At 61.0% G+C, this 12,721-nt stretch carries 11 protein-coding genes; 3 read left to right on the top strand and 8 right to left on the bottom strand.

All coding sequences use genetic code 11. The features are described from left to right. From BMX59_RS04075 to BMX59_RS04065, 3 genes are all read left to right on the top strand, one after another. Complete coding sequence (locus BMX59_RS04075) at nt 1–468, top strand: inhibitor of vertebrate lysozyme family protein (RefSeq protein WP_071490955.1); 468 nt, start codon at nt 1–3, stop codon at nt 466–468. 727 nt (nt 469–1,195) lie between these two features. Further along, a complete protein-coding gene (gene gltP, locus BMX59_RS04070; protein WP_092241406.1) occupies nt 1,196–2,527 on the top strand; it encodes a glutamate/aspartate:proton symporter GltP in 1,332 nt (443 codons plus the stop codon). A 99-nt stretch (nt 2,528–2,626) separates the two neighbouring features. Continuing rightward, nucleotides 2,627–3,856, top strand: a complete 1,230-nt coding sequence (locus tag BMX59_RS04065) for a nucleoside recognition domain-containing protein (RefSeq protein ID WP_071490956.1) — start codon at nt 2,627–2,629, stop codon at nt 3,854–3,856. 92 nt (nt 3,857–3,948) lie between these two features. Here BMX59_RS04065 and BMX59_RS04060 read toward each other — a convergent pair whose 3' ends face one another. The 8 genes from BMX59_RS04060 to BMX59_RS04025 form a co-directional block, all read right to left on the bottom strand. Continuing rightward, nucleotides 3,949–4,560, bottom strand: a complete 612-nt coding sequence (locus BMX59_RS04060) for an ABC-type transport auxiliary lipoprotein family protein (RefSeq protein ID WP_092241404.1) — start codon at nt 4,558–4,560, stop codon at nt 3,949–3,951. Further along, nucleotides 4,557–5,495, bottom strand: a complete 939-nt coding sequence (locus BMX59_RS04055; RefSeq protein WP_092241402.1) for an MlaD family protein — start codon at nt 5,493–5,495, stop codon at nt 4,557–4,559. Before BMX59_RS04055 ends, BMX59_RS04060 begins: the two co-directional genes overlap by 4 nt. Before the next feature lies 1 nt (nt 5,496). Next, nucleotides 5,497–6,300, bottom strand: coding sequence for an ABC transporter ATP-binding protein (locus BMX59_RS04050; RefSeq protein WP_071490959.1), 804 nt, complete (start codon nt 6,298–6,300; stop codon nt 5,497–5,499). Continuing rightward, nucleotides 6,297–7,445 (bottom strand): ABC transporter permease, encoded by a 1,149-nt coding sequence (locus BMX59_RS04045; RefSeq protein WP_071490960.1) that lies wholly within the window; start codon nt 7,443–7,445, stop codon nt 6,297–6,299. The genes BMX59_RS04050 and BMX59_RS04045 overlap by 4 nt, the downstream gene beginning before the upstream one ends. 54 nt (nt 7,446–7,499) lie before the next feature. Next, on the bottom strand, nt 7,500–8,531 hold the full coding sequence (locus BMX59_RS04040) for a DUF5924 family protein (RefSeq protein WP_071490961.1): 1,032 nt from the start codon (nt 8,529–8,531) through the stop codon (nt 7,500–7,502). Between the two features lie 68 nt (nt 8,532–8,599). Further along, a complete protein-coding gene (locus tag BMX59_RS04035) occupies nt 8,600–9,985 on the bottom strand; it encodes a M16 family metallopeptidase (protein WP_093120121.1) in 1,386 nt (461 codons plus the stop codon). Between the two features lie 57 nt (nt 9,986–10,042). Further along, nucleotides 10,043–11,701 (bottom strand): Na/Pi cotransporter family protein, encoded by a 1,659-nt coding sequence (locus tag BMX59_RS04030; protein ID WP_093120118.1) that lies wholly within the window; start codon nt 11,699–11,701, stop codon nt 10,043–10,045. A 212-nt stretch (nt 11,702–11,913) separates the two neighbouring features. Continuing rightward, nucleotides 11,914–12,681, bottom strand: a complete 768-nt coding sequence (locus BMX59_RS04025) for a TerC family protein (RefSeq protein ID WP_014716354.1) — start codon at nt 12,679–12,681, stop codon at nt 11,914–11,916. Between the last annotated feature and the right edge of the window lie 40 nt (nt 12,682–12,721).

The following is a 12,721-nucleotide window of genomic DNA, read 5'->3' as shown; positions in this document are numbered from 1 at the left end:
ATGACCACTTTGTCCTTCAAAGCCATTACTGCCGCCCTGCTACTGGGCGGCAGCGGCTTGGCGATGGCCGCCAACGACGGCCAGTCCCGAGCCAACGAATTGCTCAGCGCGGACCCGCAATACCGTGAGACCTGGCAAGGCGTGGTGAAGAAAGAAGAGCGCCTGCCGGAATGGGTGATAAACCTGTCCGGCACCGCTGAGCAAATGAATGCCGTGGAAGAAGATGGCGACAAGTATCTGGTCGGGCCGCTCTGCGAAACCGCGGACACCTGCCTGAACAAGCGCCTGATCGTTGCCTTCAGCCTCGACAAGGAAGATGCCTACGCCATGTTGGTGGAAGTCCCGGCCGGTCTGCCTAAGGACAAGTCGCCAACGCGGCATGCCGATTACCGTTTTATCGGTAAACCGGATGAAGGCATGCAGAAGCTGCTGATGGAGCAGCTGAAGAAAGATCCGAATTGGTACTAGGTTCCGTCTGACACGCGTGTTGTCTGCGGGGCCGGCGTCCATAGAAGGAAGCCCTCGCTTCTTTCTGTTTGCATCGCTCGCCAAGGGCGGTGCATGACCAAGGGGCCGGGTTGCTCTGATCACCTGCGATCGGCGCGACCTACGGGTACAGGGAGTGCCTGCGCAAGGGCCGGGTCAGGCGAAAAGCTGCGACGCAAGTTCACAAGCCATCGGCTTGCTGAACTTGCGGCGGGCTTTAACGCTCCTTCTTCCGTTGTTCATGCCGCCCTTAGTCGCAAATCACCTTTCTGCTCATCTCCAAACATTACTTAGTGTGTCGGGTAGACCATCTATCGATAAATTTTGGTGGGTGCCATAGGACATTTCCGACACTAAATGATGGAATTCTCAGGCATTTCCGCCAGGTCCCCGGAGACGTCCCGAATCTCTGAGCGAGCCGGGTTTGGCCGGTTCACGGCATTTTTGTCGGACAAAATGTCACATTTGAACTGACCGTTCGGACAGTTATTATTAAAAAATCTCATGCCGATTCGGCATAGGGTAGGCGTTTACGGCATTAGACGTCGAACCCTTGCATGGGAATAGTTGCGCCTTTTTTCGCCTGCCAGTAAGCCATTTCGGCCATGCTGCGGTGACCTTCCATGGAGGCAGATGCACACACTTTTTCGCTCTCGAGCGTTGCGGCTGGCGCATTTGCCTTAAGTTCACTTGAAGTAAGGGTAATGACATGAAGAAGGCAAAGCTAAGCCTCGCCTGGCAGATCCTCATCGGTTTGGTGCTGGGGATCGCAATCGGTGCAGTGCTTAACCATTTCAGTGCTGAAAAAGCCTGGTGGATCAGCAACGTATTGCAGCCAGCGGGCGATATCTTTATCCGCCTGATCAAGATGATCGTGATCCCGATTGTGATTTCCTCGCTGATCGTCGGCATTGCCGGTGTGGGTGATGCGAAGAAACTCGGGCGCATCGGCGTCAAAACCATCCTTTACTTCGAAATCGTCACCACCATCGCCATCGTGGTCGGCCTGCTGCTGGCCAACCTGTTCCACCCGGGCGCGGGTATCGACATGAGTACCCTGGGTACCGTCGACATCTCCAAGTACACCGCCACCGCCGCCGAAGTGCAGCATGAGCATGCGTTTATCCAGACCATCCTCAACCTGATCCCGTCGAACATCTTCGCCGCCGTCGCCCGTGGCGAGATGCTGCCGATCATCTTCTTCTCGGTGCTGTTCGGCCTTGGCTTGTCGAGCCTCAAGCCTGAGCTGCGTGAGCCGCTGGTGACCATGTTCCAGGGCGTGTCCGAGAGCATGTTCAAAGTCACTCACATGATCATGAAGTACGCCCCCATCGGGGTCTTCGCACTGATCGCGGTGACCGTTGCCAACTTCGGCTTTGCCTCGCTGCTGCCGCTGGCCAAGCTGGTGATCCTGGTTTACGTCGCCATCCTGTTCTTCGCTTTCGTGATCCTCGGCCTGATTGCCCGCCTGTTCGGCTTCTCGGTGATCAAGCTGATGCGCATCTTCAAGGATGAGCTGGTACTGGCCTACTCCACCGCCAGTTCCGAGACCGTGCTGCCGCGTGTGATCGAGAAGATGGAAGCCTACGGCGCGCCGAAAGCCATCTGCAGTTTCGTGGTGCCGACCGGTTACTCGTTCAACCTCGACGGTTCGACCCTGTACCAGAGCATCGCGGCGATCTTCATTGCCCAGCTGTATGGCATCGACCTGTCGATCGGCCAGCAGCTGATGCTGGTGCTGACCCTGATGGTCACCTCCAAAGGCATCGCTGGCGTACCGGGTGTGTCCTTCGTGGTGCTGCTGGCCACCCTGGGCAGCGTGGGCATTCCGCTGGAAGGCCTGGCGTTCATCGCCGGTGTCGACCGCATCATGGACATGGCGCGTACTGCACTGAACGTGATCGGCAATGCCTTGGCCGTGCTGGTGATCTCCCGTTGGGAAGGCATGTACGACGACGCCAAGGGCGAACGCTACTGGAACTCGCTGCCGCATTGGCGCACCAAGACCGCCGCGCCGGCCGCCCAGGCCACCCGCAGCTGATAGCGTGACGGCTTAAAGACAAACCCCGGAAAATTCCGGGGTTTGTCGTTTCTGCCAGCCCCGCTATCATTCGCCCCATTCTTCGGGGGGATTCAACTGATGCTCAATGGCCTGTGGCTTGGCTTCTTTGTCGTGGCAATGGTGTCGGCACTGGCGCAATGGCTGGTCGGCGGTAACGCCGGGATATTCGCGGCAATGGTCGAAAGCATTTTCGCCATGGCCAAATTGTCGGTGGAAGTCATGGTGCTGTTGTTCGGCACCCTGACGCTGTGGCTGGGTTTTCTGCGCATCGCAGAGAAAGCCGGGATCGTCGATTGGCTGGCCAAGGCCCTCGGCCCGCTGTTCCGCCGTTTGATGCCGGAAGTACCCGCCGGCCACCCGGCCATCGGCTTGATCACCCTCAACTTTGCCGCCAACGGCCTGGGCCTGGATAACGCCGCCACCCCCATCGGGCTCAAGGCGATGAAGGCCTTGCAGGAACTCAACCCCATCCCCAACACCGCCAGTAACGCGCAGATCCTGTTCCTGGTGCTCAACGCGTCTTCATTGACGCTGTTGCCGGTAACCATCTTCATGTACCGCGCCCAGCAAGGCGCGGCGGACCCGACGCTGGTGTTCCTGCCGATCCTGCTCGCAACCAGTGCATCCACACTGGTGGGGCTGCTCTCGGTGGCAATCATGCAGCGCCTGCGGCTGTGGGACCCGGTGGTGCTGGCGTACCTGGTTCCCGGTGCGCTGGTCTTGGGTGGTTTCATGGCGTTGTTGGCGACCCTCTCCGCCACGGCGCTGGCCGGGCTGTCCTCGATCCTTGGCAACCTCACCTTGTTCGGCCTGATCATGCTGTTCCTGGTGATCGGTGCGCTGCGCAAGGTCAAGGTCTACGAGGCGTTTGTCGAAGGCGCCAAGGAAGGCTTCGACGTGGCGAAGAACCTGCTGCCGTACCTGGTGGCGATGCTCTGCGCCGTGGGGGTGTTGCGAGCGTCGGGCGCGTTGGACTTCGGCCTTGAAGGCATACGCCATGTGGTCGCCTGGACGGGCATGGACACGCGCTTTGTCGATGCCTTGCCGACCGCGATGGTCAAGCCGTTCTCCGGCAGTGCCGCGCGGGCGATGTTGATCGAGACCATGCAGACCCAGGGCGTGGACAGCTTCCCTGCACTGGTCGCGGCGACGATCCAGGGCAGTACCGAGACCACTTTCTATGTGTTGGCGGTGTATTTCGGCTCGGTGGGCATCCAGCGCGCGCGGCACGCCGTGGGCTGTGCGTTGCTGGCGGAGTTGGCCGGCGTCGTTGCGGCGATTGCGGTGTGCTATTGGTTCTTTGGTTAAGGCTCGGATTGCTATCGGGGGCAAGCCCCCTCCCACAGGTTGATCTGTGAACACATTCAAATGTGGGAGGGGGCTTGCCCCCGATGAGGCCCTCAGTGTTTAGCTGCACTATTGCCTTGCTGAACAACCCAATCCACCACCTGCTTATTCAACTGATCCCCCGCCTGCCCAAACCCGGCGACCACCGCCGGCACCTTGGTGTCGCTCACCGGCTGCCTCACCTCAAACCGTCGGCTGGCCACGATCCGTTGATCACTGCCGCGTACCAGCCGCGCATCCAGGCGAATCACCACCTCTACCGCACCGCCGTGATATTCACTCTGGAACGCCTGCAATTGCCCACCCAGTTCGTAGTCGGACTGCAGGTTGGTGTCATCGGTGCTCAGCAGCGTCACCCGGCCATCACGCTGGAAGCCGTCCATGAAGCGGTTGCGCAACAGCACCGGCGCCGGATCGCTCCAGCGCGAGTTCGCATAGCTGCTGATCAGGTCGCCAGTGGGCACCACGGCAATGCGCGGGCTGTCGAGAAACTCGCTGGTCTGCGGCTTGTTCACACGCAGTGACCAGCTGACCGGCGCGCCCTGGCTGGCGGTCTGCGCCGCGGCAAGGCGATACACATCCGAAGGGTCGGCCTTGGGCAGAATCGAACACGCGCTCACCAGCGCCAGGGCCAAAGGGGCGATCATTGTGTAAGCACGCTTCATGGCGTGAACTCCTTGTTCTTGTCGCTGCCCAGCAAGTAACCGCTGGGGTTGGCTTCCAGGCGGCGGGAGATGGCGCGCAGCGAACCGAGGGTTTCGCGCAGCTCGCGCACGGCCGGCGCCAGTTCGTTGAGGCCTTGCATGCCGCTGTTCACCGAGTCCTTGTTGTTGGTCAGCAAGGTGTTGATGGTCGCGGTGCTTTGTTCAAGGGATTTCATGGCCTGCTCGGCGCTGCCGAAGGCCTGCTTGCCTTGTTCGTTGAGCAAGCCATTGGCGTTGCGCATGAGCACGGTGGTCTGTTCCAGCGCCGCAGTCGCCTGCTTGCTCACCTGCATCAGTTGCTGCATCACCACCTTGATATCGCCGCGCTGGTCGGCAATCGCGCCGGTGGTTTGCTGCAGGTTCTCCAGGGTGTTGCTCAGGCGTTCGACGTTCTCGCGGGAGAACATGTGATTGGCGTTGTGCAACAGCAGGTTGACGCTGGTCATCAGGTCGTTGCTGTTGTTGAGCAAGCGCGCGATGGGCGATGGCGAGGCGATGATCTGCGGCAGGTTGCCGTCCTTGCCCTTGAGCTCGGGACTCTGCGGGGTGCCGCCACTGAGCTGGATGATCGAGGTACCGGTGATACCGGTCAGGGCGAGCTTGGCCTGGGTGTCTTCCTTGATCGGCGTCTGCCCGGCCAGGCGGATGCGCGCGAGCACGCGGCGCGGGTCCTTGGGGTCCAGGCTCAGGCTGATCACGTCGCCCACCTTGATCCCGCTGTACTGCACCGAGCTGCCCTGGGACAGGCCGCTGACCGCCTCGTTGAAGATCACTTCGTAGTCCTGGAAGGCGCTGTCGACGCTGGACTTGGCCAGCCACAGGCCGAACAGCATCGCGCCGACCACCACGATCACACTGAACAGACCGATCATCACATGATGGGCTCGGGTTTCCATGTCATACCTCGTTGAGCGATTGAGCGGCATCCAATGCCGCGCGGCCACGGGGGCCGTGGAAATATTCGTGGATCCACGCGTCGTCGGTTTCCGAGACAACATCGATGGCATCGGCCACCAGCACTTTCTTCTGTGCCAGCACCGCCACGCGGTCGGTAATGGTGTACAGCGTGTCCAGGTCGTGGGTGACCAGGAATACGCTCAGGCCCAGCGCATCGCGCAGCGTCAGGATCAGTTGGTCGAATTGCGCTGCACCGATGGGGTCGAGGCCCGCCGTGGGTTCGTCGAGGAACAGAATGTCCGGGTCCAGCGCCAATGCGCGGGCCAGGGCGGCGCGCTTGATCATGCCGCCGGACAGCGACGCCGGATATTTGTCCGCCGCCGACAATGGCAGCCCGGCCAGGGCCAGCTTGACGGCGGCCAAGTGCTCGGCGTCGCGGCGGCTGAGGCCGGCGTGTTCGATCAAGGGCAGCGCGACGTTTTCGGTAACGGTCAGCGAGGAAAACAACGCGCCCTTCTGGAATAGCACGCCAAAGCGTCGTTCCACCAAAGAGCGTTCGTGCTCCGGCAGGCTCGGCAGGTTCTTGCCGAACACCCGCACCTCACCTTCGCTGGGACGACGCAGGCCGACAATGCTGCGCAACAGCACCGACTTGCCGCTGCCGGAGCCGCCAACCACTGCGAGGATCTCGCCCTTGTACAAATCCAGGTCGAGGTTTTCATGCACGCTCTGGCTGCCAAAGCGATTGCACAGGCCACGCACTTCAATCACCGCCTCACTGGGCGCTCGGTGTAGACGACTCACCAGCCCATCTCCATGAAAAACAGCGCGGCCACGGCATCCATCACGATCACCACAAAGATCGATTGCACCACGCTGGAGGTGGTGTGGGCACCGACCGATTCGGCGCTGCCGCTGACCTTGAAGCCTTCCAGGCAACCAATCGCAGCGATCAGGAACGCAAAGATCGGCGCTTTCACCATACCCACGAGGAAGTGCTGCACGCCGATGTCCGATTGCAGCAGCGAGAGGAACATCGCCGGCGAAATATCCAGGGCCACCGCGCACACCACGCCGCCGCCGATGATGCCCGAGAGCATTGCCAGGAACGTCAGCATCGGCAGCGCCACCAGCAGCGCCAGCACGCGGGGCAGTACCAGCAGCTCCATCGGGTCCAGGCCCAAGGTGCGGATCGCGTCGATTTCTTCGTTGGCCTTCATCGAGCCGATCTGTGCGGTAAAGGCACTGGCGGTGCGGCCGGCGATCAGGATCGCGGTGAGCAAGACGCCGAATTCCCGTAGGAAAGAGAACGCCACCAGGTCTACCGTGAAGATCGTCGCACCGAAGCTCTTGAGCACCGTGGCGCCGAGGAAGGCCACCACCGCACCCACCAGGAACGTCAGCAAAGCCACGATGGGCGCGGCATCCAGTCCGACCTGTTCGAGGTGCGCAACCATGGGCGTCACGCGCCAGCGCTTGGGGCGCAAGATGCTACGGGCGAAGGTTTCGAGAATCAGGCCGACGAAACCCAGGAGTTTCTTGGTGTCCTGCCAGACCGTGTCCACCGCACGGCCGATACGTGCCAGAACCTGAATGCCCGCCGCTTCTTCCGGGGCTTTTTCCGGCACGCAAAAATCATTCAGGGAACGGTAGACGGTCTTGAGCAGCGCGCGGTCGGCGGCAGACAAGCTGCAATCGGTCTGCTCGGCGGACTGCTCGATGCGGGTCGGTCCCAGCAGTTCCACCAGCAACGAGGCGCCGGCGGTATCCAGGGCGCCGAGGCCGTTGAGGTCGATGCGCGCGCCGGCGTCGTATTGGCCGTCGAGCTTGTCCGACAGCTTTTTCAGGCTGGCATAATGGGCAAGCGTCCAGTCCCCCGTAATCCGCAGTTGTGGCGGGGTGGTGGACGTATCGAGGTGGGCTGCGCCGGCCGTTGTAGGGGGGGTCATAAGCTCCGAGCTTGTTTGGCTATCCACAATTCCTACGTAATAGCACGATACGGCCTACTTTGGGTTGTCCGTTTGTGCTGAGTCCGTCACCTTGAAACGCAGCACACCGATCACCTGCCCGTCTTCGGTCAGCACCCGCACCTGCCAGCGGCCCACGGCGTCGGCCGGGAAATTCTGTTTGTGGGTCCACGCGCGGTAACCCTCTTTGCGCCCGCCGTGGATATCCAGGGCGATGCGGTCGACCTCTTGGCCGTTGAATTTCCACACGTGGTAGATGCGTTCATCCAGTCCACGCGGCGCATTGATCGCGGTATAGGCGTACAGCCCACCGCTGCGCAGTTGGGCGGCAGTGACTTCCTTGAGGTCGTCGCCTGGCGTGCGGTCCTGCAGTTGGGTGCTGATGGCCACTTCGGTCATCCACAAGGTGGCCGGAGGCACCCAACTGCGCAGGAACCACCCGGCGCAGCCGATGGCGGCGGTGACCCCGAGCAGCATCGCCCAGCCTTTGACGCTACGCAGCGGCAGGCTTACCGCCAGGCTGGGGATCGACAGTGCCATGGCCACGCCGAGGGCCAGCTTGTAACTCTCGGCGGTGGTCAGGTGCAGGATGATCGGCAACGCGGTGAGCAGCGCCGCGAACAGCGTAAAGGTGTGCAGTGCAAGGAACAGCGAGCGCTTGGGCGCCAGCCACTTGTAGTACAGCGGGTCGGTGATCGAGATCAGCGCCGCCGCGCCAAGCAAGCCCGTGAATACTGATTGGCCACTGTTCCACGCGGTGGTGACGAAAAAGAACGGCAGCACGAAAAACAGACTTTCCTGGTGGATCATCTGGGTTGCGTAGCGCAACAGCGGTTCGGGGATTTCGCGCTTGAAAATCCTGGTGAACAGCTGGGTGAAGCTGTTTTCCAGCATCAGCCACAGCCAGCTCACCAGCATGATCACCGCAATCCAGCTGGCCATGCCCTGCTGGCGATCCACCAGGATGAAGCTGCCCACGCCTGAGATAAAACCGCCGAGTGCAATCACCCCTGGGTAGCGCTTGATCAGCTCGAGGATGCGCTGGATTAAGTGGGTCAGGTTTGGCATTCGGCGGTTCACAGTCTTGTAGGAAAAAATCCCAGACAGAATAACGTCTTAGGCCGTTGTCCGGTGACTCATTGCGCAATCCGTTTGCGATAAAACCGCACGCCGATCAGCACAAAGGCGATCAGTCCCAGCACTGCGGCGCCGATCCAGCTCAGCATGTCGTAGCTGAGCAGCGGTTTTTCGATACGCCAGTAACCGGGCTGCTTGAACACTTCACGCATGGCCTGGTTGGTCTGGTCCAGGCTCACGGCCTTGATGCGCTTGGCTGGGTCACTGAAGTGGCCGTTGTTGTAATCGCCGGACGCGCTCCAGTAGTAGTCGGCCAAGGCGCTGTTGCCTTGTACGGCCCACGCCTGGCGCGCAATGGCAGCTTGTTGCAGTCGCGCAAATACCGCTGGGTCGAGGCCGTCCTTGAGCAGTCGGGCCTTGAGGTCCTGGAGTACGTGTTCCGCTTCGGGGAGGTTTTCCCGCTCTAAGTCGGCATTCAGGCTGAGGAAACCGACACCGCCGAGTACTTCGCGCTCGCTCCAGGGGCCGTAGGACAAACCGTGCTTGAGACGCAGTTGGCGGTACAGCGTCCAGTCGAGGTAATCCTTGAGCAGGTCGTAGGTTTCATCATGCCCCTCGTCCAGCATCGGTTCGGGAAATAACCAGTGCAATTTGGCGCTGTTGCCGACCCAGCCGTGGATCAACTCGCGATGGCTGGCAGCGGCGTGTTGTATTTCCGGCAGCGCCGGATGCTCAGTGGGGTCGACCGGGTCGAGTTGGCCGTAGGTGCGTTCCAGGTAGGCGGGCAGCAGTTTGTCGAGGTCGCCGACGATAATCAGGGTCATGTTGTTGGGGGCGTACCAGCGTGCGCGCAGGTTCTCCAACTGGTCGCGGGTCAGGTGGTCGACCTCGGCGCGCTCGGCGCATTTGAGCCCCAGTTCGACGGCCAATTGGTTGCTGGCGGTGTGGCCCAGGTCCTGGCGGTCCAACAGGCGTTGCAGGTGTGAGTAGTGTCCGCCGTCTTCGCGCTCCACTACCCGCTTGGCGGCGTTGATATTGGCGTCGGTCAGTTCGGTGCGGGTGATGATCGCCAGCAGCAGGTCCAGCACTTTGCGCTGGTTTTGCGCGGGCGCCTCGATCACAAAGGTGGTGTCGGCGTTGCTGGTGTAGGCATTCCACTCGCCGCCCAGGGCTTGCATACGGTCTTCCAGCTCGGCTTCGCCACCGCCGTCGATGCCGCTGAACAGCAAGTGTTCGAGCAGGTGCGGCAGTTCCTTGTCTGCGCAGTTGAAGTCATCCAGGCCTACACCGACCACCAGGCGGATCGCTACATGCCCGCGTTCGGTGCCGGGTTTGAGCAACAATTGCAGGCCGTTGGGCAAGGTGTAGCCCTCGACTTGCAGGCGGTCAAAGGCAAAGGCGTGGGCAGATCCCATGAGCAGGCAAGCGAACAACAGGCGACGCATAACAAGCTTCCTGGCGAGTGAGGTCATTTTTAACTGACTTCACGGGCCACCGTACGTTCAGGGCGAATGTGTGATGTCGGCAATATCTTCGGCGGAGAGCGCGCCGGTGTCAGACGTTTCCAACACTACATAGGCACTGCTGCAAAACAACGAGTTCAGGCGTTTCATATCGGCAATCAGTTCCAGGTGCAGGGAGCTGGTCTCCAGGCTCTGGACGATCTTGCGCTGAAGGCGGCTGACATGGGCGTGGGCCAGGCGCCGCTCCTGGGCGCGGAAGCGGCGCTTCTCGCGCAGCAACTGGCGGGCGCTTTCCGGGTCGGCACTGAGGAACACCGACAACCCCAGGCGCAGGTTGGCGATCAGCTGGCTGTGCAGGCCGGTGAGTTCTTCCAGGCCCACTTCGGAGAACTGACGACGCTGGGAGGTTTTCTGCTGCTGGACTTTGCGCAGCATGCGCTCGATCAGGTCGCCGGCCAGTTTCAGGTTGATCGACAGTTCGATGATCTCGGCCCAGCGCCGATTGTCATGTTCACTGAGGTCTTCCCGGGGCATCTGGGCCAGGTAGAGTTTGATCGCGCTGTACAGCGCTTCGACATCATCGCTGAGGCTGCGCATTTCCTGAGTGATCGCGGTCTGCTTGCCGCGCAGCACTTCGAGCATGGCGGTGAGCATATTGTCGATCAGGTCGCCCAGGCGCAGGGTCTCGCGGGCAGCGTTGGCCAGTGCCAGGCTGGGTGTGGCCAGGGCGGCCAGGTCCAGATGGCGTGGTTTGGCCTTGCCGTTCATCTCTTCGCGCTCAGGCAGCAACCAGGCACACAAGCGGGCCATCGGGCCAATGGTGGGCAACAGGATCAGGCAACGGCTGACGTTGTAGAGCAGGTGGAAGGTGATGACCATGCCTTGCGCGCTGTAGTCCAGGCCATCCATCCAGCGTACGAGCGGGTCGAGCACCGGGATGATCAGCAACAGGCCGATCAATTTGTACAACAGGCTGCCCAAGGCTACTTGGCGTCCGGCAGCGTTCTGCATGCTGGTGCTGAGGAACGCCAGCACGCCGCTGCCGATGTTGGCGCCGATCACCAGGCCGATGGCCACGTGCAGGCCGATCACACCGGCGCCGGCCAGGGTGGCCGTCAGCAGGACGGCGGCCAGGCTGGAATAGGAAATCATCGCGAACAAGGCGCCGACCAGAGCGTCGAGCAGGATGTCGCCGGTCAGCGACGCGAAGATGACTTTGACGCCCTGGGCGTGGGTAATCGGCCCGGCCGCTTCCACAATCAATTGCAGTGCGAGGATGATCAACCCGAGGCCGATACCCACCCGGCCCAACTGCCCTGCCCGCGTCTGTTTGCGTGACAGGAAGAAGATCACCCCGAGAAAAATCAGCAGCGGCGACAGCCAGGACAAATCGAAGGTCAGTACCCGCGCCATCAGTGCTGTACCGACGTCGGCGCCGAGCATGGTCGCCAGGGCGGGCATCAGCCCCATCAGGCCTTGGCCGACAAAGGACGTGACCAGCATTGCCGTGGCGTTGCTGCTCTGCACCATGGCCGTCACCAGGATACCGGCGATAAACGCCAGCCAGCGCTTGGACATGTTCTGCCCGATGACTTGGCGCAAGTTGGAACCGTAGACCCGCAGGATGCCGGTACGGACGATATGCGTGCCCCAGATAAGCAGGGTCACGGCGGAAAGCAGATTGAGCAAGGTCAGCATGCTCGGCCCCCCGTGTGGGTGCGCTCGAAAATGAGCGAAGGAAAGTTGCCGCGTGCCGCTCTACGTCTTGTACTTAAGCTGTAGTTGGCGAATGCGCTCTGCGCCAGCATCGCATAGCTAAAGTGGGGATTGAAATAAAACTGTCATGAAATCAGCTTTTTGCGGATAAAAATAAGGGGCCTGTGCAGGCCCCTTAATTGTCTGGCTCGGGTTTATTGACCCGGAATGTCTTTGCGCAGTTTCACAGGATCCTGCTGTTTCTTCTTTTTCGCGATCGCGGTGCGCATCTTGATGTTCACCGCTTCCACCGCCAGCGAGAACGCCATGGCGAAGTAGACATAGCCTTTTGGCACATGCACATCGAAGGATTCGGCGATCAGCACGGTACCGACTACCAGCAGGAACGACAACGCGAGCATCTTCAACGACGGGTGCTTGTCGATGAATTCGCTGATGGTGCCGGCCGCCAGCATCATCACCAGCACCGCTACGACAATCGCCGCGACCATCACTGGCACGTGGGAGACCATGCCGACCGCAGTGATCACCGAGTCCAGGGAGAACACGATGTCGATGATCGCGATCTGGATGATGGTGTAGATGAACTTGCCACCGGCGCCCTTCGGCTCGTCGTGGGTTTCGTCTTCACCTTCCAGCGCGTGGTACATCTCCTGGGAGCTTTTCCACAGCAGGAACAGGCCACCGAAGAACAGGATCAGGTCGCGACCGGAGATGCCTTGGCCGAAGACCACGAACAGGTCGGCGGTCAGTTGCATCACCCAGGTGATCGACAACAGCAACAGGATGCGCGTGACCATGGCCAGGGCCAGGCCGAAGATCCGGGTGCGTGCCTGCATGTGCTTGGGCATGCGGCTGACCAGGATCGAAATCATGATGATGTTATCGATGCCCAGGACGATCTCGAGGGCCGTCAGGGTGAAGAAGGCAATCCAGATTTCCGGATTGGTCAGCCATTCCATGTGTATTCCTTTAAGCGAGTGTTAAACCGCGCAAGCTGCA

Origin of the sequence: Pseudomonas sp. NFR09, from assembly GCF_900111535.1 — a bacterium.
GTDB lineage: Bacteria > Pseudomonadota > Gammaproteobacteria > Pseudomonadales > Pseudomonadaceae > Aquipseudomonas > Aquipseudomonas extremorientalis.
Note: the sequence above shows the minus strand (reverse complement) of the source record. Positions and strands in the feature narration are given on the sequence as shown.

Coding starts and splice junctions, on each gene's coding strand:
- BMX59_RS04075 (WP_071490955.1), top strand. CDS start 1: ATGACCACTTTGTCCTTCAAAGCCATTACTGCCGCCCTGCTACTGGGC.
- gltP (WP_092241406.1), top strand. CDS start 1,196: ATGAAGAAGGCAAAGCTAAGCCTCGCCTGGCAGATCCTCATCGGTTTG.
- BMX59_RS04065 (WP_071490956.1), top strand. CDS start 2,627: ATGCTCAATGGCCTGTGGCTTGGCTTCTTTGTCGTGGCAATGGTGTCG.
- BMX59_RS04060 (WP_092241404.1), bottom strand. CDS start 4,560: ATGAAGCGTGCTTACACAATGATCGCCCCTTTGGCCCTGGCGCTGGTG.
- BMX59_RS04055 (WP_092241402.1), bottom strand. CDS start 5,495: ATGGAAACCCGAGCCCATCATGTGATGATCGGTCTGTTCAGTGTGATC.
- BMX59_RS04045 (WP_071490960.1), bottom strand. CDS start 7,445: ATGACCCCCCCTACAACGGCCGGCGCAGCCCACCTCGATACGTCCACC.
- BMX59_RS04040 (WP_071490961.1), bottom strand. CDS start 8,531: ATGCCAAACCTGACCCACTTAATCCAGCGCATCCTCGAGCTGATCAAG.
- BMX59_RS04035 (WP_093120121.1), bottom strand. CDS start 9,985: ATGCGTCGCCTGTTGTTCGCTTGCCTGCTCATGGGATCTGCCCACGCC.
- BMX59_RS04030 (WP_093120118.1), bottom strand. CDS start 11,701: ATGCTGACCTTGCTCAATCTGCTTTCCGCCGTGACCCTGCTTATCTGG.
- BMX59_RS04025 (WP_014716354.1), bottom strand. CDS start 12,681: ATGGAATGGCTGACCAATCCGGAAATCTGGATTGCCTTCTTCACCCTG.